Origin of the sequence: Limnothrix sp. FACHB-1083 (genome assembly GCF_014696485.1) — a bacterium.
In the GTDB taxonomy this organism is placed as follows: Bacteria; Cyanobacteriota; Cyanobacteriia; order CACIAM-69d; family CACIAM-69d; genus CACIAM-69d.
Map to the genome: position 1 here is coordinate 179779 of NZ_JACJQD010000001.1, position 19110 is coordinate 198888.

Here is a 19110-nt window from a genome sequence, read left to right on the forward strand (position 1 = left end):
CTTGTCGCAATCTGTTTGTTGCAATTTTGAACCTATGGTGACTCAACTGCACTCACCCGCCACAAAGACGGGTAGCCTGATTCAGTCCAATGTCTCCCTAGCGCGGTTTACCTCTTTTCGGGTTGGGGGGCCAGCCGAATGGTATGCCGCTCCCAAAACCCTTGATGATTTATACGAGTGCTTTGAGTGGGCCGATCGCAATAGTGTTCCCGTGACCCTTTTGGGGGCGGGATCCAACCTTTTGATCAGCGATCGGGGCATTTCGGGTTTAACCATCGGCACACGCTATCTACGGCGGATTCAGATCGATCGAGAAAACGCCAGGATCACGGCCGGCGCTGGCGTATCCATGGCCGCCTTGGCCTGGAAAGCGGCCTATCTGGGCTGGGGCGGTCTGGAATGGTCGGTGGGCATTCCCGGCAGCATCGGCGGCAGCATCGTCATGAACGCTGGGGCCCATGGCAGCGAAATTCGTGACGTGTTGTTGCAAGCCACCGTTTTGGCTCCCCAAACGGGTCAAATCCAACACCGATCGGCAGCGGATTTGGGCTACAGCTATCGCACTTCCAGCCTGCAAGGAGACAGCCAACTGGTCACGGAAGCCACCTTCCAACTCCAGCCCGGCCACGACTCCCTAGCCCTGCAAGCCCAAACTCGCGAGCACCTGGAGCGCCGCCACGCTACCCAGCCCTACCATCTGCCCAGTTGCGGCAGCGTGTTCCGCAATCCGGAACCCCGCAAGGCCGGCTGGCTGATTGAGCAGTCGGGCTTGAAGGGGCATCGCATTGGGGGCGCGGAAGTGGCCCAAATGCACGCGAACTTCATCTTGAACCGCGATAACGCCACAGCTGCGGACATTTTTAATCTGATTGATTGTGTCCGAAATGAGGTGTACAGCCGTTGGGATGTGCTTCTGGAGCCGGAGGTGCGGATGTTGGGGCCATTTTGCGCCGTTTAACGCTGTCTGGTACTGCTTTTCACTGGCCAGCACCGCCCCAGCGCCCTTGAGTGGGTGTTGACGCGATCGCCTGTTGCGGGGCTTCGCGTCACGGGGCCAAGGCTCGATCGATCAGTGTATCGGCATTTGATCGGCTCTTGAGCGGCGTTCGATCGGTGTGATCAATTCAACCAAAGCCAGCGCCCCTAGGCAGCAACGGGCATGATTCCCGCCCCGTCAACCCATTAACTCAGCCCCTGTCAGGATGCATCACCCCATGATTCCATGCGATCGCCGCTATGCCCTGGTGCATGAATGGTTAACTCCGCTGGCCACGGGGGGGTCTGAGTTGGTGGTGCGGGAAATGGTGACCCAGCTCGATCGCTGGTTGCCGGAACCGGTGGCTTTGCACGCGCTGATCGATTTCGAGTCTAGCAATTCTGAAAGTTACTTGTATGGCCGAGCGATCGGCCATACCTTTTTGCAGCGCTTTCCGGGAGCCATTCGTGGAGTGCAGCGCTATTTGCCCCTTTGGCCCTTGGCGATCGAGCAATTAGACCTGCGAGCCTATGACATCATTCTGTCCTCGTCCCATGCGGTGGCGAAGGGGGCGCTGGTGGCGGCCCATCAGTTGCATGTTTGCTATTGCCATGCGCCCATGCGCTATGCCTGGGACTTGACCCATGATTATTTGGCGGGCAATCGATCGGGTCGTGGCCCGATCGGCTGGCTCACCCGCTATTTGCTGCATCGGCTGCGGTTGTGGGATGTGCTGGCGGCGAATCGGGTCGATTTCTTTGCGGCCAACTCCCGCACCACGGCCAATCGAATTTGGCGCTGCTATCGACGGCGGGCGGAGGTGATTTACCCGCCGGTACAGGTCGATCGATTCCCCCTGCAAACCACCAAGGATGACTATTACCTCTGCGTTACCAGGCTAGTGCCCTACAAGCGGGTGGACTTGATTGTGGAGGCGTTCAATCAGTTGGGGTTGCCCCTGATGGTGATTGGGGGCGGGCCAATGCTGGAATCCTTGCGCGAACAGGCTCAGGCCAACGTGCAACTGTTGGGCGAGCAGCCGGACGCAGTGGTGGCCCAAGCCATGGCCCAGGCCCGGGCCTTTGTCTATGCGGCGTTTGAAGATTTTGGGATTGCGCCCGTGGAAGCCCAGGCCTGCGGCACACCCGTGATTGCCTTTGCCCAGGGGGGAACCGGCGAAACGGTGCGCGACTGTCGCCAGGATCCCAAAACGGGCACGGGGCTGCTGTTTGAGCAACAAACCAGCGAGGCGATCGCGGCGGCGGTGACGGTCTTTGAAGACTATCGATCGCGCCTGAGTGCTGAGGCGATTCACCGCCATGCCCAGTCCTTCAGTCCCGATGTGTTTCGCGATCGTTACTTTGGGTTTGTGAACTGGTGTTGGCAGGAGTTTCAGCGCGATCGACAGACCCCAACTGAGTTTTTCCGTTAACATCCGCGCAACTCAACCCGCCTAAGCCCTACAGTGAATAGTGATGGATCGTGGATCCTACCGAGCCAATGGTAGGATGGAGTATCAATTCTCCGATATCTCGATCGACTTACGGGGCATTCAATCCCCCCCTTATTTGCCACTGCTGGACTCATGGCCAAATCTGCTAGCTCGCCGGTTGCTGCACCCACCGAAACTCGTCTCTCGAAAGTTGAAGGACTCAAAGAACGAAGCAACTTTCTCCGGGAACCCGTTGCGTCGGAACTGTTGCTGGACACCAATTATTTTTCCAATGATGCGATTCAAATCCTGAAATTCCACGGCTCCTATCAACAGGTCGATCGAGACCTGCAAAAGCCGGGCCAGGAAAAGCCCTATCAGATGATGTTGCGCACCCGCAGCCCGGGAGGGTTCATCCCGCCGCAACTATATCTGACGCTTGATCGCCTGGCCAGTGAATATGGCAACGAAACCCTGCGCGCCACAACCCGTCAGGGCTTTCAGTTGCACGGGATTCTGAAAAAGAACCTGAAGGCCACGATCGCCGCGATCGTCAACAGCATGGGGTCAACCCTCGGCGCTTGCGGCGACCTGAACCGCAACGTGATGGCCCCACCAGCGCCCTACAAAAACCGCCCCGAGTATCAACTGGCGTTGGCCTATGCCAACAACATTGCGGACTTGCTCACGCCGCAAACGGGGGCCTACTACGAAATTTGGCTGGATGGGGAAAAGGCCATTTCCGCCGAAGAAGACCCGGCCGTGAAGGCGGCCCGCCAAAGCAACGGCTCCACGCCCATGCGCCTGGACACGGAAGAGCCGATCTATGGCGCAACCTACATGCCCCGCAAGTTCAAATGCGCGGTGACGGTTCCGGGGGACAACTCCGTGGATTTGTTTTCCCAGGACTTGAGCTTGGTGGTGATCACCAATGAGCAAGGGGAGTTGGAAGGGTTCAATGTCTATGCCGGTGGCGGTTTGGGCCGCACCCACAACAAGGAAGAAACCTTTGCCCGCATTGCCGATGAAATTGGCTTTGTGGGGGCGGCGGATGTCTATGGCCTGGTGAAGGCGATCGTGGCGGTGCAACGGGACTATGGCGATCGCTTCGATCGTCGTCACTCCCGGATGAAGTACCTGCTGCACGATTGGGGGGTGGCCAAGTTCCGCGACCATGTGGAAGATTACTTGGGCAAAAAGCTGGAACCGGCGCGCCCCCTGCCCGCCTGGCGCTATGAGGACTTCTTGGGCTGGCACGAACAGGGCGATGGCCATTTGTTCTTGGGCCTGTCGATCCAAAATGGGCGGGTGCATGACCAGGGTGATTTCAAGCTGCGATCGGCCCTGCGGCAAATTGTGGAACGGTTCCAGTTGCCGATGCTGCTGACTCCCCATCAGAATGTGCTGTTCTATGACATCAAGCCGGGCGATCGAGCCGCCATTGCAAAAATCCTGACCGACTGCGGGGTTTGGGCGATCGAGCAAATTGATCCCCTGGAGCGGCTGGCGATGGCTTGCCCGGCCATGCCCACCTGCGGTTTGGCGATCACCGAATCGGAACGGGCCCTGCCGGGCTTTGTGGAGCGCATTCGATCACTGATGGAGCGCTTGGGCTTGGGTGATGAATCCTTCGTGATTCGGATGACCGGTTGCCCCAACGGTTGTGCTCGGCCCTACATGGCTGAGTTGGGTTTTGTGGGCAGCGCGCCCAACGCCTACCAGGTCTGGCTCGGGGGTTCTCCTAGCCAAACCCGCTTGGCCCAAACGTTTACGGAACGGATGAAGGATACGGATCTGGAATCGTTCCTGGAACCAATTTTGGTTTACTTCAAGCGATCGCGCGAACCGGGCGAAAGCTTTGGCGATTTCTGCCATCGGGTCGGGTTTGATACGCTGCGGCACTTTATGCAGGCCTATCGCCCGATCGATGCCAAGGCGGAGAAGGACGGCCAGCGAGCCAGTAACGGCAGCGCCGCTCCCCGCCATCGCATTGGCATTCGCGATGAGTTGTACAAGTCGGTGCAGGCCCTGGCTGCCGATCGGGGACAGTCGGCCACCGCGTTGATCAATGAGGCGATCGCCGCTTACCTGAATCAGCAGTCCAACTAGCTGCCGATTTCAAGCCAATCTCCAGCCGATCGATCTCGGATCGGGATCGGCTGGATTCAGCAAGCCTCAACAAGCCTCAATCGATCGGTTGTTGAGCCGTGCGGATCCCTAGCGGGTTGATGGTGCTTGAGAAGTCGCTGAAGGTGCGCGATCGGGCTGGGGCAATCCCTGGCTCGATCGCGCACAAATTTTAGATAGCCCCGCTTGATATTCACAGCGAAACGCTCGCTGACACCAAGCGGCCATATTCACCTGCTCTAAACGCCCCACCTGTTGGCATTGGGGACTATTCCACTGGCTGCCGATCGCCCAAGCGCCCGCACGTCCCACATCCAAAACGGTTTTCAGCGGGTTTTCTTGATTAGCAGGCACACCCGTTTCCGGCACGGTCACCACATCAACCCAAATACCGTGACTGCCCAGGATGAGCCGAGCCATGGCCCCGGCTCGCCATTGGTGGGAACCGGAAGTCATCAAAATCACCCGTTTTGCACCCCAACGCTGCAAGATCGGCAGACTCCAATAGCAGTTCCCAAACGTGGATTGGGCGCATTGCTCCAGCCAAACGCGATCGCCCTTCACACCAGCGCGATCGAACAACGCCTTGACACAGGGAGGCTTGGAACCCCCGGAAATCAGCACCCTCTGTTGGGGATGAGCCGCTGCCCACTGAACCGCCGCCATTTCGCGCCGAATGCTGCCCCCCAAGACCCACAGCACTTCCGGCGGGCCCGAAGCCGCCACCATCAACCGTCCGCCCCACCACAGGCCCCCCAAGGCCAGCAGACCAGCGGTCATCAGCCCAATTTTTCGATGAAATGGCTGCATAGGGCGATTGAGGGGAATCTAATGACTGAGGCGACTGAAACGATGAACTGATTAACACTCGATTCAACGCGCAGCAACACCGGGCGGCGGCAAAAACTGCGATCGACCATTGGGCAGCCGTGGGCCCCGCTTGGCTCCCATGGCTAACAATTCCTGTTCAGCCCGCTGAATCACTAGGCGATCGACTGCCGCTTGATACACCTCATTCCAGGAGTAAAACCGCACCGCCAACGTGTTGGGATCCCGGCGCAAAAAGTCCGCTGTTTCTTGGAAAAACGGAGCCACCCGCCGATATTTTGAAGTCATGGCTGCCCAGCGACCCGCCATTTCCAGGGAAGCCACGGTGGCCGGAATGTCATTCAGCAACAGGTATTGATCAAACGCCTTGAAGCGCCAAACCCAAAAGGCATCGGGTTGGTGCTTGGGATCCAGCACATCGGTCATGCGGGTCATGAGGGCCACGGATTTTTCCGGCTTGCCCGCATAGTACGCCACACCCGCCGAAATGAAAGGAGCCAGCGTGGTGAATCGGGGATCCCGCAGGGTCATCAGCTCAAAGTAATCTTCATTGGCCGTGTAGCCCGTGGCCTGGCGAACTTCCGTGTCTCCGAAATATTGCAAATAGCTTAAAAACGCCCAATTGGCCAGCAAATTATCAAACCCAAGGCTGGGCATTCGGGCCGCCAATTGCAATTGTGTACGGGTGCGATCCTGAGCCAAAACGGGATCTTCCAATCCCTGGGGAGCGCGTTTGATGGTGGCTTGTTGCAGGAGGACGATTCCCCCGATCGCGATCAGGGCGATCGCCCCATTGGTGAAGTGGCCTAACCATTGCAGCCGCCGGAGCGATCGGCTCAGGGCTGCGGTTGATGTTGCGGTTGATTCGGGCGAACTGGATAGGGACGATGAAGGGGATGGGGTCGATCGAGCAACCTGGGGGGATGGCGATTCAGGGGGCTGAGTACGTTTCCAAATCATGGTCAACTGCCCGTTAGAGATCCATGCGGGATTGAATGTGGCGATTCGATCGGTGTCTGGAGTCACCCACGGTTCCCGATCGGCGCTCTATGATGAATAGCAATCATCTATCAGCCATCCTGCCATAACTCCCAAAATTGCTGGGTGCTGGTTGGGGGCTAGTTTTGTATTCCCTTGATTTCATTCAAAAACGTTGGCCGTATGCCCCAGGTTGATCCCAAATCTATGCCCGCTGTCTCGTCGGTTTCGCGTCATTGGTTTGATTGGCGGCGATCGCCCAAGAGCCTGGGCGTAAAGGTGGCGATCGCGGCGGCCAGCGTTGCCCTGCTTCATCCAGCTCTGAGTTCGCCGGCCTTCAGCCAAGACCGGGAACCGCCCGCCCCGGAACCCGGCCAATTCCAAGACAGCCCCAAGCAAATCGTGGATGAAGCTTGGCAAATCATCAACCGTGAATATGTGGATGGGCAGTTTAACCAAAATGATTGGCAAGCCATCCGCCAAGACCTTCTGAGCCGCCAATATACGTCGCGGGATGAAGCCTACGAAGCCCTGCGCAAGGCGATTAAGCTGCTGAACGATCCCTACACGCGCTTCATGACTCCTGAGCAGTTTGAGGAGCTGACCAACCAAACGGCCGGCGAGCTGTCTGGGATTGGGATTCGGATGGGGGTAGATGACAAGACGAAGCACTTGCAAGTGGTGGAGCCAATGCCCAACTCACCGGCCGCTCGGGCCGGTTTGAAGACGGGAGATCTGATCCTGTCGATCGATGGGCAAGCCACCAAGGACATGTCTCCCGACAAGGCTTCCAGCTTGATTCGGGGCCAGGCGGGCACGGCGGTGAAGCTGGAAATTCAGCGGGCGGGCGGTGCGCCGTTTTCGGTGTCTTTAACCCGCGCCCGAATTGAAGTGCCGATCGTTCGATCGAGCCTGCAAACGGAATCGGGCATTCGGGTAGGCTATATCCGCCTTAATGAGTTCAGCGCCCATGCGGCCGAACAGATGGAGCGGGCGATCGAGGATTTGAAAGGCAAGCAGGCCGAAGCGTTTGTCTTGGATCTGCGCGGCAATCCGGGCGGTCTCTTGAACGCCAGCATTGAGATTGCACGCATGTGGCTCGATGCCGGAAGCATTGTCAGCACGACCGATCGCGCAGGAAACAGCCAAGCCGCCCGGGCTAACCGCACATCCCTCACGAACTTGCCGCTGGCGGTGTTGGTGGACGGCAATTCCGCCAGTGCCAGCGAAATTTTGACCGGGGCGCTGAAGGATAACCGCCGGGCGCTCGTGGTGGGAAGCCAAACCTTTGGCAAGGCCCTGGTTCAATCGGTGCATAGCTTGGGTGATGGTTCGGGTTTAGCCGTCACGATCGCCCATTACTACACCCCCGCTGGCACGGACATTAACAAAACCGGTATCAGCCCCGATGTGGAAATCAAGCTATCGGATGAGCAGGAATATTATCTGTTCTCCAATGGCGGGCGGCTGTTGGCCACCGAGAGCGATCCCCAATACACACGGGCTGTGACCATGCTTCGGAATCGGATCGCGGCCAATAACAATGTGGCCCCGCTGCCCCAGTAGGGACAAACTCAGTAGGGACAAAATATCCCCAACCTGAACCCGTCAATCAACGCTAACCATGACTAGACAAGGGGCTTAAGCCCCTTGTCTCCGATGATGCAGTCAGCGAGTGATGCAGTCAGCGATCGGCCGGACTTGGGAATGGCTTCGGAGCAGACTGCACAACCGTTAGTGCAGGAAGTGGCGGCGATCGGTCATCAGCATCACCAAACCCAGTTCATTGGCCGCTTTGATCGAGTCTTCATCGCGCACGCTGCCACCGGGCTGGACGATCGCCCCGATGCCCGCCGCCGCCGCCGTCCGCACCGAGTCATCAAAGGGAAAGAACCCATCGCTGGCCAAAACAGCGCCCGGGGCTTGGTCGCCTGCTTGGTTGAGGGCGATCGCCACGGAACCCACGCGATTCATTTGGCCGGCACCGATCCCCAGGGTCGATCGGTTGCTGGTCACCACGATCGCATTGGACTTCACATGCTTCACCACCCGCCAGGCAAAGGCCAACTCCGCGAGCTGATCCGCCGTTGGTTGCTTTTCCGTCACCACGCGCCAGGTGTTTGGGTCGCTGGGTTCGTCGTCGGCCGCCTGGAGCAAAAAGCCGCCCGCGATCGTCTTCACCGTGGCCGCCGGCCCCGCCAACAGATCCGGCAGCACCAAGACTCGCAGGTTTTGTTTTTTCTGCAACAAGGCGCGAGCTGCCTCATCACAGCCAGGAGCCACAATGCATTCCAGGAAGGTTTCCGTGAGCGCGGCGGCCGTTTCTGCGTCGATCGGGCGGTTCAGGGCCACGATGCCGCCAAAGGCTGACACCGAATCCGCTTCCAAGGCCTTGCGATAGGCCTCCAACAGGGGCGCATCAGCCGACGATCCCAGGGCCACACCACAGGGATTGTTGTGCTTCAGAATAGCCGCCGCCGGAGGAGCATCGGCGGCCACAAATTCCGCAATCAGGCTCCGGGCCGACTCCAGATCCACCAAGTTGTTGTAACTCAGTTCTTTGCCTTGGAGTTGTTCCGCAGCCGCCCAACCGCTGGGGGTGGAGCCGCTGCGATACCAAGCGGCGCTTTGATGGGGATTTTCGCCATAGCGCAGGCTTTGCACCCGCTTACCCGCGATCGCCCATTCCACTGGCGTTGCCAAGGCCGGTCGATCCAAATCGGCGGGATTGTCGGCCTGTTGGCTCAGGTAAGTGGCGATCGCGCTGTCATAGGTGGAGGTGTGCCAAAAGGCTTCGCGGGCGCACTGCAACCGGAATTCCAGGGATGGTGTGCCATTGCTGCTCAGCTCATGTAAGTAGCGATCGTATTGAGCTGGGTTGCACAGCACCGTTACGCGGCTGTGGTTTTTGGCAGCGGCGCGGATCATGGCGGGGCCACCGATATCAATTTGTTCGATCGCCTCCGGCAGCGTCACCCCTTCCCGGGCGATCGTCTGCTCAAAGGGATAAAGATTCACCACCACCAAATCGATCGCGGGGATCTCATTGGCAGCCAAATCAGCGCGATCGCCCTCCAAATCGGTGCGGGCCAAAATTCCCCCATGCACACGCGGGTGGAGTGTCTTGACCCGGCCGCCCAAAATTTCCGGGAAGCCTGTATAGTCCGAAACCTTGGTCACGGGGAGTCCTGCGGCTTTGATGGCATTAGCCGTGCCACCGCTGCTGACCAGGGTAAAGCCGAACCGTTCCACCAGTTGGCGAGCCAGTTCGATTAGACCAGTTTTGTCAGAAACACTAAGCAGGGCTGTCCGCGTCATGGAAGAGTCCGTTAGGATTGAGGCTTAACGGGTTCATTCTACCGAGGAGTTGTCGCGTGGCTTTATTAGAGGCGATCGCGATTTCCCCCGAGGCGAACCGCACACCAGCGGCAATGCTGGTCGCGCTTCATGGTTGGGGGGCAAATGCAAATGATGTGGCCGCGTTGGCTCCGTTGCTGAACTTGCCAGATTGGCAGATGGAATTTCCCCAAGCCCCCATGGTCTATCCCTACTCCAATGAAGGGCGCATGTGGTACGACTTGGAATCGTCCGATTATCCAGGCTTGCAGGCCAGCCGAGACCAGCTCCAAAACTGGCTGTTGGCCACCACGGAGCGATCGGGCATCCCGCTCGATCGAACCATTCTTTGTGGATTTTCCCAAGGTGGAGCCATGGCCCTAGACGTGGGGTTAGCGCTACCCCTAGCCGGCGTTGCTTCCCTCAGCGGCTATTTTCACACCCTGCCGCAAGTCAGATCCCTCAAACAGGGGCCCCAAGTGCTGGTGACCCACGGCCGCCAAGATCTCGTCGTTCCAATCCAAGCCGCCTGGCAAGTGCGCGACGATCTCCAAGCCCGCGATGCCACGGTCACCTATTTGGAACTCGATGGGGGCCATGAAATCCAAATGAGCCAAATTTCCGCCCTGCGCACCTTCTCCCTCGCCTGCATTTCAGCATCCTGCCCAAAATGATGGTTTAAGCAAGCATGGCCGATCGTTCAAGCCAGCATTGCTGAGGATTCAAAACCGCATGACGAACCTTTCAAGATCATTGCGGAACTTTACGGTTTGTCCCCAGAAGGATTGCAGATTCACGAAGACTGATAATTTCGCTACAGAGTCCTGCTATTCTGAACATCCAGATCGCAAGATTCGCATCCCGGGCCGTGATTAGGATGACCTGAACGCCTAATCGTTAAAGCGCTTCATTAATTTTTCCAGCAGTACAAGCCCCAGCTACAGCGGAGCTGCCAAGCCGAATCAACCGCATTTGTCGCCTGGAATTCCGCTGGCGGGCCTGTTGGGTGAAAAAGATCGAAAATCCGGTCGGAAAACTGGGGTTTCGTGGCATCATGATCTGCGGGCGCTCTCCCCTCTAGCCCCCCAGACCCATCAGCCCGCAAATTCACTCCTGACTGGTTTGATGCATCGTCGCGGGCGGGCAGTCCGAGACTTTAAACGGACGTGGAGGCCAGCGTCAGACTGGTTCGCCAGTGGTGGCCTGTGAAGCGTCAACCCCATTCAGCGACCTCGACCCGATTCGCTGGGTTCAGGCGCAGTGAGGAATCCTCACCCTTTGGGGCGAGGAGGATGTCAATCAATTAATCATTGACCAACGAAGAATCATGACTCTCAGACTTGGCGATACCGTCCCTAATTTCACGCAGGCTTCCACCCACGGCTCGATCGACTTCTACACTTGGGCTGGTGATAGCTGGGTAGTGCTGTTTTCGCACCCGGCGGACTATACCCCCGTGTGCACCACCGAGCTGGGCCGCGTTGCCCAACTGAAGGATGAATTTGACAAGCGTAATGTGAAGGCGCTGGCCCTGAGCGTTGACAGTGTGGATTCGCACCATGGCTGGACGGCCGACATTGAAGAAACCCAAAGCACGACGCTGAATTACCCGATTCTGGCCGACGAAGATAAGAAGGTGTCGGAACTGTACGGGATGATTCACCCCAATTCCAGCACCGGTAACACCCTGACGGTGCGATCGGTCTTCATCATCGATCCCAACAAAAAGCTGCGTTTGACGATCACCTATCCCGCCAGCACTGGCCGCAACTTTGATGAGCTGTTGCGTGTGATTGATTCGCTGCAACTGACCGATAACTACAGTGTGGCTACGCCCGCTGACTGGACAGATGGTGGCGATTGCGTGGTGGTTCCCTCGATCCCCACCGAGGAAGCTCGCCAGAAATTCCCCAAGGGCGTGACGGAAATCAAGCCTTACCTGCGCATGACTCCCCAGCCCAACAAGTAATTTCAATCAGTTTCTAATCTCCGGTGGTTTTTAATTTCAAGCTGAATCCTTGAGCTTGGGGTTAGGGCCACCTGGTGGTTAGCAACATCAACACATCAACAAATAGCCCCCCGATCGCCCTGGTGTGATCGGGGGGCTATTTTATTAGTCTGGTGTATTGGTTTGGTGTATTGGGCTGGTGTGTCGGGCTGTATTAATGGAACACCGATTAGGCAGGCCGTCCCGATCGCTTGAGATTGGGCCAGGGCTGTTCTGGTCGGGGTTGGCCCGGCAGCGTTAAATGGGCGATCGTTTCCTTCAGCGCATCACGCACCGCAAACACGGGCGGCAAATGCAGCGCATTGGCCAAGATGGCCAGGCCGATGTGTCGGTGAAAGGGCACGGGCAGCCGATAGGCCCTTACCTGGGCTGGGATCGGTTCGGCGGCCAGCCGGGCCATGACCGTTGCGCCCAATCCTTGGGCCACCATGCTCAGGATGGTGGAATCTTCCCGGACTTCGTAGCTGGGTTCCACGTTCAGGCCCAGCTTGGCGAAGCGATCGAGCACAATTTGCGCACACAAAAATCGCCGGGGCGGCAAAATCAGCGGGCGAGAAAACAAATCTTCCCAGGCAATCACCTCCGTGGCGTACCGATCGCTGCTGGGGACGATCGCCCAATATTCATCCATCATCACGTTCCAGGTTTCAAACTCACTGCCTGCGGGCAACAGAACAAAACCAACATCTGCCCGGCCGGCGCGGAGTTCTTCCTCAATGTCCTGGCTGGTGTCGTATTCATCAATGGCGATCGCAATGCCGGGGTAGCGGTGGCGCAAATGCTCGATCGCCTGAGGCAACAAGTGGGTGGCCACGCTGCGAAAACAGGCCACGCGCACATGGCCCGAATCGAGGCCGCGGGCGCTTTTGGCCTGGCGCTCAATGTTGTTGAGCAGTTCCAAAATTTTGCGGGCACTGTCGGCAATTTCGCGCCCGGTGTCGGTGAGGGTTGCGCCGTGGCGGCCGCGATTCAGCAAAATGGCCCCCAGTTCGTCTTCGAGGGTGGCGATCGCGTGGCTAACGGCGGATTGGGAAATGTCGAGATCCAGGGCGGCTTGGCTGAAATTTCCCCGATCGGCGATCGCCACCAGGGTTCGTAGTTGAGACAACTTGAGTTTTGCAGCAATTTCGCCCATAGCTGAGTCGATGTTGAATCGACTGGAAAGCGATCTAAAGATTCAGCAACTGATCCGGCAAATTCAGCAGATTAAATTTGCCAGGCCAAATCCGGCAAATTGAGAAAAGTGCCGTCAGAACCCGGAGCCGAATTGCGCTCGCCGAATTGCTTTCCATGCTATACCGGCACTTTGGAGGATCAACCAAGACATCCATCGATTTCATTCATACCTCCCATGCAAGCCATCGGTCGATCGAACCGCCGACCCTTGATAGGGTGAAGGCACAGCAAATCTCCTGGCTACCGCCTTCCACAACGATGGCCAGGAGATTTGTTTCTTCAGGAGAACCGAGTCATGCACTTTACCTCTGCAACCCGATCGCCCCTGCGGTGGTTGGCGGACTGCTGTGCTGAAAACACCATCCTAGGCAATTTTGGGCAACGGCTGGCCCATTGGGGTCATCAAGCAGTGATGCGGCTCAGCACGCCCGATCAAATCCGAATTTGGTCGCGGACGCTGCCAACCGGTGAGGAAATTTTTTACGGTTGGGATCCACGCACGGGCGATCGATTCTCTAGCCCGGCTGAGCGGGAACTCCGGAGCTGGCTAGAGGAGCGCCATCGCTATCGGTTTTGAATGACTGGCCATCAAACCAGTTCAAGACTAGGTAGGAACTAGTCAAAAGCCAGTCAAAAACCGGTCAAAACAATCAAAATCACGCTCAAAGCACCGTTAAAAGACCCGGGAAGAGACCGGGAATTCTGGATTGGTCGGTGATAGTGGAGAAAGGAAATTGATCCACAACAGCGAGCGTGATTGATGGGCATGGGGCAAGGTAACGAGCGGGCGTGGGGGCAATGGGGCCGATCGCTCCGATGGTTGGGTTGGGTGGGTTGTGGGTTGGTGTTGGGAACGGTTTCCTTCGCTGCGTTCCCCGCGATCGCCCAAGGGCCAGCCCCAGCCCCCCTGGCCACCCCGGCCGCCGCTCCGGAGTTTGAACAAGCACGCCAGGCCTACGAAGCGGGCCGGTTTACGGAGGCGATCGACCATTGGCAGCGGGCGGCCCAACAGGCGGCCCAACGGGACGATCGCGCAGCCCAAGGAGCCGCCTGGCATGGCATCAGCTTGGCTTGGGGGCAATTGGGCGATCGAGCAGCGGCCTTGAAGGCAGTGCAGCAGAGTTTGGGCCTGTTGGCGGCGTTGCGCGGCGAGGGAGCCGTGCGGCTGAGGGCGGCGGCCTTGAATCAGCAAGCCCGGTTGGAGCTGACCGCAGGGCAGGCGGCCCGAGCGATTCAACTTTTGGAGCAGGCGGAATCCCTGTATCGATCGGCGGGCGATCGGGATGGGCAATTGGGAGCCAGCCTGAATCGGGCCCAGGCCCTGCAAGCCCTGGGACTCTACGGGCGTGCTCTGATGGTGATTGAAGGGCAAATTGGCACTGCCCCGGAGGCCCCCCGCGAACCCACACGCTTGCAAGGGTTGGGCCTGCTGTCGGCTGGGGAGGCCTTGCGATCGCTGGGGCAATTGGCCCGAGCGGAAACTTGGTTGAGTCAAGCGGCAACGGTGTTGGAACAGTCGGGAACCCTGGCCGATCGCAGCACCGCCGCCCTGGCCCTGGCCCGCACCCGGGCCCTGTTGGCTCGCCAAGGGTTAGATCGCAATGATCCCCAATGGACGACTCTTCGACAACAGGCCATGGCATCGTTCGATCGAGCAAGGGTGGCGGCAGCGGCAGCCGGGAGCGATCGCGATCGGCTGTGGGGTCAGTTGGAGCGCTGGGAGATGGTGTTTCTGGGTTTGGAAACGGGCAGCTCACCCGGAGAAACCGTCAGCAAGGCTCAACTGCAAGCGTTGGCCACCCAGGTGGCACAGCTCCCGATCGGGCGCGATCGGATTGCGGCCCAAATGCGCCTAGCTCGCTGGTGGTCAACCGTGAATGAACCGGCCTTGGCCCTGGCAGGGTTGCAACAGGCGGCCCAAGCGGCCCAAGCCCTGGGCGATCACCGTTTGACGGCGGCGGTTTGGGGTCAGTTGGGCGAAACCTATCGGCAACGGGGGGAAACTGCCCTGGCGGCGCGTTGGCTGGAGCAATCCCTGGCGCTGGTGGAAGGGTTGGCGGCTCCGGAGGTGACCTATCGCACGGCCCGTTCCCTCGGGCAGTTGCGGGCCCAAGGGGGCGATCGCACTGGTTCCCTGGCGGCCTATCGCCTGGCCACCCAAGCGATCGGGCAATTGCGCAATGATCTGGCCGGGATGGATTCCGTGGTGCAGTTTTCCTTCCGCGATCGGGTGGAGCCGGTTTATCGGGAGTTTGTGGATCAGTTGTTGCGGGGCAACCCCAGCCAGGAAGACTTGCAAGCGGCCCGATCGGCGATCGAGGCTTTGCAGTTGGTGGAATTGGAAAACTTCTTTCGCCAAGCTTGTTTGGATGCCAAACCGGAACCGCTCGATCGGGCCATTGACGGGCGATCGGACACGGCCGCCGTGGAGGCCATTGTTTTAAGCGATCGCGTGGCCACCCTCACCAAATTACCGGGCCAACCATTGCGCTATGCCGTGGTTCCTGTGCCCCGAGCCACCGTTCTCCAAACCCTGCAACGGGTGCAACAGGCCGTCCAAGACCCAACCATTCCCAACCGGGAGCGCTTGCGCCTGTCCAAGCAGGTTTATGACTGGCTAGTGGCTCCGATTGCCCCAGAATTAGCCCAATCGGGAGTCAAAACCCTGGTGTTTGTGCTGGATGGGCCCTTGGCGAATATCCCGATCGCCGCCCTCCATGACGGAGAGCAATATCTCCTGGAGCGCTACAACACCACCAGAGCCTTGGGTTTGCAGCTTTTTGCCCCCAAAGCCCTGAACCCGCGATCGCTCAACGTCTTGGCGGCGGGTGTTTCGGAAGTGGCCCCCAGTTTCCAGGCGGAAAAATTGGGAGCCTTGCCCTTTGTGGCCGATGAGCTAGATATTTTGGCCCAGGAGTTACCGGCGGCCGTCCTGCGCGATCAGGCCCTGACGGAGCAGGCCCTGCGCCAAGCCTTGCAGCAAAACAACGCCCCGATCGTCCATGTGGCAACCCATGCCCAGTTCAGTTCCCGAGCCGATCGCACCTTTCTGTTGGCTTGGGATCGCCGCATTGAGTTGGCAGATTTTGACCAACTGTTGCGCCGACCGGCCAGCCGCCCCCCGATCGAACTCTTGGTGTTGAGTGCCTGCGAAACAGCCCGAGGGGACGATCGCGCCACCCTGGGTCTCACGGGCATTGCCATCCAGGCCGGCACTCGCAGCGTGTTGGGAACCCTGTGGCAGGTTAGCGACGAATCCACCGCTTTGCTGATGGGAGATTTTTACCAAAGCCTACGCACCGGAGCCACCAAGGCCGAATCCCTGCGCCAGGCTCAGCTTGCCTTGCTCAAAAACCCCAACTTTCGCCATCCCTTCTTTTGGGCCCCCTATATCCTGGTGGGCAATTGGCTGTGAAACCTGAAGTCAAAGCTGATCTTCCGGGACGGGATCAAAAAGAGCCGCTACGATCGGGAGCAGGCCACGGTTTGGCCCCAAAAACTTCCAAAGCCCCAAAAACTTGCAAGCCATTCTGGAATGGTTCGGTTTTTGAAGGGTTGTTTTGAAGGGTTGTGTTGAAGGATCGTCGCGATCGAGGACTGAAACGAGGATTAAGACTATGAATTGGCATGATCTAGGCACGTTGGTATTGCTGCTGAGTCCCGGGCTGTTGCTGTCGGCCATTGTGATGGGCATTTTTGCGGCCGGCGGCTAGGGCATGGGGCAACCCCCGGGCGGCACGGCATGAACCAACTCGCTGCCCGATTGGGGCCAGTCGCGCCGGTAGCGTGCGCCGGCCGGATCGCCCCAACCCAACTGCAACACCACCTCGCAGGGCAACGCTTGGCCGCGCGGATCCAAACTGACCCACTCAGCGCGATCAATCAAGCGCTGCTCATCACTGGGGGTGAGGGTGCAAAAGTCTCGCCCCCCGGCCACGCTCAGGTGGCGATCGAACCCCACCGTGACCGATCGCCAAAATTCGATCGCATCATCCTTAAAGCGCTGAAGGGTATGAATATCCTCCGGCAGCGCAACTAATTGATCATGTAATTCGGGATAGTTCAGCCGGTGGGGGCCGAGAGCGATCGATCGCCACACCAAGCCCGACACCCCCTGTTCACGCTGATAGGCATGAATTTGGGCCCGGAAGTTTTGATAAGCCGTAAATTTTTGAATCCCTTTGGGGTCAATCAGGCGATCGAGCGGCGCAATTCCTGATACTTTCGCCGTCAAATGTAGGCGTTGACCTTGCATACAGGCCCGCTGTTCTTCCGCCAAAATTTGTAATAACTCATCGGTGCTGTAGGGTTTTTCCATTTTTTCCTCCACAGTGCCTTCAGAGTGTTTTGGGATGCAATTTCATGACAGCATCACAGGCTAAAAGTGATGGGTCGAATCAAGCCTTCCACCATTACGAAAGTGCGAGAGCAAGGGGCTTAAGCCCCTTGTCTACTGCGTTAATCAATTAGCCAGTGACTAGCGAATGATTAGCTAATTTTGGCAGCCATCGCCACGATCGAATCAACCATCCGCATCGAGTAGCCCCACTCGTTGTCATACCAAGACACAATCTTGAAGAAATTCGAGTTCAGCTCAATGCCCGCCGTTGCGTCAAAGATGCTCGAATGGGCATCGCTCGTGAAGTCCGTGGAAACCACCGGATCTTCCGTGTAGCCCAAAACCCCCTTCAGCTCTCCTTCAGCGGCGGCCTTCATGGCGGCGCAAATGGCTTGGTAGCTGGTGGCTTGCTCAGTGCGGAAGGTCAAATCCACCACCGACACATCGGCCGTGGGCACGCGGAACGCCATGCCAGTCAAGCGCCCCTTCAGGGCCGGCAGAGCCAGGGTCACGGCCTTGGCGGCTCCGGTAGAGGCGGGGATGATGTTTTGCATGGCGCTGCGGCCGCCGCGCAAATCCTTGCGGCTGGGGCCGTCCACGGTGGGCTGGGTGGCGGTGGCGGCATGGACGGTGGTCATCAACCCTTCAGCAAGACCGAAGTTGTCATGAATCACCTTGGCGATCGGGGCCAAACAGTTGGTGGTGCAACTGGCGTTGGACACAATGAAATCTTTGGCCGGGTCAAAGCTGCTGTGGTTCACGCCTACCACCAGGGTCGGCACGCGATCGGGATCCTTCGTGGGTGCGGAGATGATCACGCGCTTTGCCCCAGCGGCCAGGTGCTTGCTGGCTCCCGCATGGTCAATGAAAATTCCGGTGGCTTCCACCACAAAGTCCACATTGTGGTCACCCCAGGGCAACTCCTCCGGGTTGCGACAAGCAAAACAGGGAATCAGTTTGCCGTTCACCACCAGGCCGCCTTCGGCCGCTTCCACCGTGCCCTTGAACCGGCCGTGGGTGGAGTCATATTTCAGCAAGTACGCGAGGCTCTCGGGGGGGAACAGGTCGTTAATTGCGCAAACTTCAATGTCGGGATTGGCGATCGCACCGCGAAACACCAATCGGCCAATGCGTCCGAAACCGTTAATGGCAACCTTAATCGGGGCCATGATCAAAACTCTCCTGCTTGCGAAGTCATGAATCAAACGGGCTTGAACCCACAGGGTCAGCCCCGGCAGTTATTTTGACCCAAGGGGTGAGGGAATCAATCCCAACGCGGATCAATCTCTCACGACCCTAAACCGGATTCAGGCAAGGGGTGACGGTTCTTGGCTTTTTTTCAAGACTCTTTTTCCAGTTTGCTCAACCCGATAGGGGGTTTGAAAGGCCAAAACGGATGCCTAATTCAGCGCACCAACCGACGAAAACAGGAAGCTGAAGCCGCTTGACCCGCAAATCGGGTGGTGATTGGTGAGTGTCTCAAGAGATCACCGAGCCATCTTCTAAAGCTGTTAAAGCTGTTTCTAAAGCTGTGGTGGGGCTGTGGTGGATTGGGTTTGGTTGCGATCGGGGTGATCGGTTCTGGGATCGGTGTTAATCGATTTCCTCGATCGCCGCTCGGTCAGGGAAGCACAATGGGTACATTTTCCAGGAGGGTGTTCGGAAGGGGTTGACCGGTGATGTTTGCCCTATGGTGTTCGCCAGGTATTTGCCAAGTATTTGCCAAAGTATTTCTCGAAATCTTGGTCAAACATTCACCAAGTCACAACAAACCTGGCAACATTAAGAATTGATGGAAAAATAGGAAAAGGCCGAAAATTTAGCCAATTTCGGGCGAGAAGTTTTATGCAAGATGAATTTTGAGTCAACCCTGCAAGATTACGGGGAATCTCGTGAAAATTGCTACCAAA

At 58.1% G+C, this 19110-nt stretch carries 14 protein-coding genes; 8 read left to right on the top strand and 6 right to left on the bottom strand.

Going from position 1 to position 19110, the window contains the following annotated elements:
- The first annotated feature begins 34 nt into the window (after positions 1-34).
- The 3 genes from murB to sir all read left to right on the top strand — a co-directional run bounded on the left by murB (position 35) and on the right by sir (position 4517).
- Positions 35-958 carry a UDP-N-acetylmuramate dehydrogenase gene (gene murB / locus H6F46_RS00725; RefSeq protein ID WP_099534146.1) on the top strand — a complete coding sequence of 308 codons (924 nt, stop codon included), beginning with the start codon at positions 35-37 and terminating at the stop codon, positions 956-958.
- Positions 959-1214: 256 nt separating this feature from the next.
- On the top strand, positions 1215-2408 hold the full coding sequence (locus H6F46_RS00730; RefSeq protein WP_190354777.1) for a glycosyltransferase: 1194 nt from the start codon (positions 1215-1217) through the stop codon (positions 2406-2408).
- Between the two features lie 153 nt (positions 2409-2561).
- Complete coding sequence (gene sir / locus H6F46_RS00735) at positions 2562-4517, top strand: sulfite reductase, ferredoxin dependent (RefSeq protein WP_190354778.1); 1956 nt, start codon at positions 2562-2564, stop codon at positions 4515-4517.
- 108 nt (positions 4518-4625) lie between these two features.
- Here sir and H6F46_RS00740 read toward each other — a convergent pair whose 3' ends face one another.
- Together H6F46_RS00740 and H6F46_RS00745 are read right to left on the bottom strand one after the other, a co-directional pair.
- A complete protein-coding gene (locus H6F46_RS00740; RefSeq protein ID WP_190354779.1) occupies positions 4626-5345 on the bottom strand; it encodes a YdcF family protein in 720 nt (239 codons plus the stop codon).
- Positions 5346-5408: 63 nt separating this feature from the next.
- Entirely contained in the window at positions 5409-6323 is a 915-nt protein-coding gene (locus H6F46_RS00745; protein WP_190354780.1) for a hypothetical protein, read from the bottom strand.
- Between the two features lie 225 nt (positions 6324-6548).
- Here H6F46_RS00745 and ctpB point away from each other — a divergent pair, with 225 nt between their 5' ends.
- Positions 6549-7907, top strand: a complete 1359-nt coding sequence (ctpB, locus tag H6F46_RS00750; RefSeq protein ID WP_190354781.1) for a carboxyl-terminal processing protease CtpB — start codon at positions 6549-6551, stop codon at positions 7905-7907.
- A 168-nt stretch (positions 7908-8075) separates the two neighbouring features.
- On the opposite strand, the gene purH is transcribed toward ctpB, so the two are convergent.
- The gene (gene purH / locus H6F46_RS00755) at positions 8076-9659 is read right to left on the bottom strand and encodes a bifunctional phosphoribosylaminoimidazolecarboxamide formyltransferase/IMP cyclohydrolase (protein WP_190354782.1); all 1584 of its coding nucleotides are present in this window, start codon (positions 9657-9659) and stop codon (positions 8076-8078) included.
- A 56-nt stretch (positions 9660-9715) separates the two neighbouring features.
- On the opposite strand from purH, the gene H6F46_RS00760 reads away from it, so the two are divergent.
- On the top strand, positions 9716-10351 hold the full coding sequence (locus tag H6F46_RS00760) for an alpha/beta hydrolase (RefSeq protein ID WP_347278311.1): 636 nt from the start codon (positions 9716-9718) through the stop codon (positions 10349-10351).
- 653 nt (positions 10352-11004) lie between these two features.
- Positions 11005-11646 carry a peroxiredoxin gene (locus H6F46_RS00765; protein ID WP_190354783.1) on the top strand — a complete coding sequence of 214 codons (642 nt, stop codon included), beginning with the start codon at positions 11005-11007 and terminating at the stop codon, positions 11644-11646.
- Positions 11647-11854: 208 nt separating this feature from the next.
- Here H6F46_RS00765 and H6F46_RS00770 read toward each other — a convergent pair whose 3' ends face one another.
- Positions 11855-12820: a LysR family transcriptional regulator gene (locus H6F46_RS00770; protein ID WP_190354784.1), complete on the bottom strand. Its 966-nt coding sequence runs from the start codon at positions 12818-12820 to the stop codon at positions 11855-11857.
- Positions 12821-13156: 336 nt separating this feature from the next.
- On the opposite strand from H6F46_RS00770, the gene H6F46_RS00775 reads away from it, so the two are divergent.
- A complete protein-coding gene (locus H6F46_RS00775; protein ID WP_190354785.1) occupies positions 13157-13438 on the top strand; it encodes a hypothetical protein in 282 nt (93 codons plus the stop codon).
- 189 nt (positions 13439-13627) lie between these two features.
- Positions 13628-16276 carry a CHAT domain-containing protein gene (locus H6F46_RS00780; protein ID WP_190354786.1) on the top strand — a complete coding sequence of 883 codons (2649 nt, stop codon included), beginning with the start codon at positions 13628-13630 and terminating at the stop codon, positions 16274-16276.
- A 294-nt stretch (positions 16277-16570) separates the two neighbouring features.
- Here H6F46_RS00780 and H6F46_RS00785 read toward each other — a convergent pair whose 3' ends face one another.
- Together H6F46_RS00785 and gap are read right to left on the bottom strand one after the other, a co-directional pair.
- Positions 16571-17179: a hypothetical protein gene (locus H6F46_RS00785; RefSeq protein WP_099534148.1), complete on the bottom strand. Its 609-nt coding sequence runs from the start codon at positions 17177-17179 to the stop codon at positions 16571-16573.
- Positions 17180-17349: 170 nt separating this feature from the next.
- Positions 17350-18369 (bottom strand): type I glyceraldehyde-3-phosphate dehydrogenase, encoded by a 1020-nt coding sequence (gene gap, locus H6F46_RS00790; RefSeq protein WP_099534102.1) that lies wholly within the window; start codon positions 18367-18369, stop codon positions 17350-17352.
- Between the last annotated feature and the right edge of the window lie 741 nt (positions 18370-19110).

Bases quoted from the DNA above. Each gene is read 5' to 3' on its own strand.
- H6F46_RS00745 (WP_190354780.1), bottom strand. From the start codon at position 6,323: ATGATTTGGAAACGTACTCAGCCCCCTGAATCGCCATCCCCCCAGGTT.
- gap (WP_099534102.1), bottom strand. From the start codon at position 18,369: ATGGCCCCGATTAAGGTTGCCATTAACGGTTTCGGACGCATTGGCCGA.
- H6F46_RS00730 (WP_190354777.1), top strand. From the start codon at position 1,215: ATGATTCCATGCGATCGCCGCTATGCCCTGGTGCATGAATGGTTAACT.
- H6F46_RS00780 (WP_190354786.1), top strand. From the start codon at position 13,628: ATGGGGCAAGGTAACGAGCGGGCGTGGGGGCAATGGGGCCGATCGCTC.
- purH (WP_190354782.1), bottom strand. From the start codon at position 9,659: ATGACGCGGACAGCCCTGCTTAGTGTTTCTGACAAAACTGGTCTAATC.
- H6F46_RS00770 (WP_190354784.1), bottom strand. From the start codon at position 12,820: ATGGGCGAAATTGCTGCAAAACTCAAGTTGTCTCAACTACGAACCCTG.
- H6F46_RS00775 (WP_190354785.1), top strand. From the start codon at position 13,157: ATGCACTTTACCTCTGCAACCCGATCGCCCCTGCGGTGGTTGGCGGAC.
- ctpB (WP_190354781.1), top strand. From the start codon at position 6,549: ATGCCCGCTGTCTCGTCGGTTTCGCGTCATTGGTTTGATTGGCGGCGA.
- H6F46_RS00740 (WP_190354779.1), bottom strand. From the start codon at position 5,345: ATGCAGCCATTTCATCGAAAAATTGGGCTGATGACCGCTGGTCTGCTG.
- H6F46_RS00785 (WP_099534148.1), bottom strand. From the start codon at position 17,179: ATGGAAAAACCCTACAGCACCGATGAGTTATTACAAATTTTGGCGGAA.
- sir (WP_190354778.1), top strand. From the start codon at position 2,562: ATGGCCAAATCTGCTAGCTCGCCGGTTGCTGCACCCACCGAAACTCGT.
- murB (WP_099534146.1), top strand. From the start codon at position 35: ATGGTGACTCAACTGCACTCACCCGCCACAAAGACGGGTAGCCTGATT.
- H6F46_RS00765 (WP_190354783.1), top strand. From the start codon at position 11,005: ATGACTCTCAGACTTGGCGATACCGTCCCTAATTTCACGCAGGCTTCC.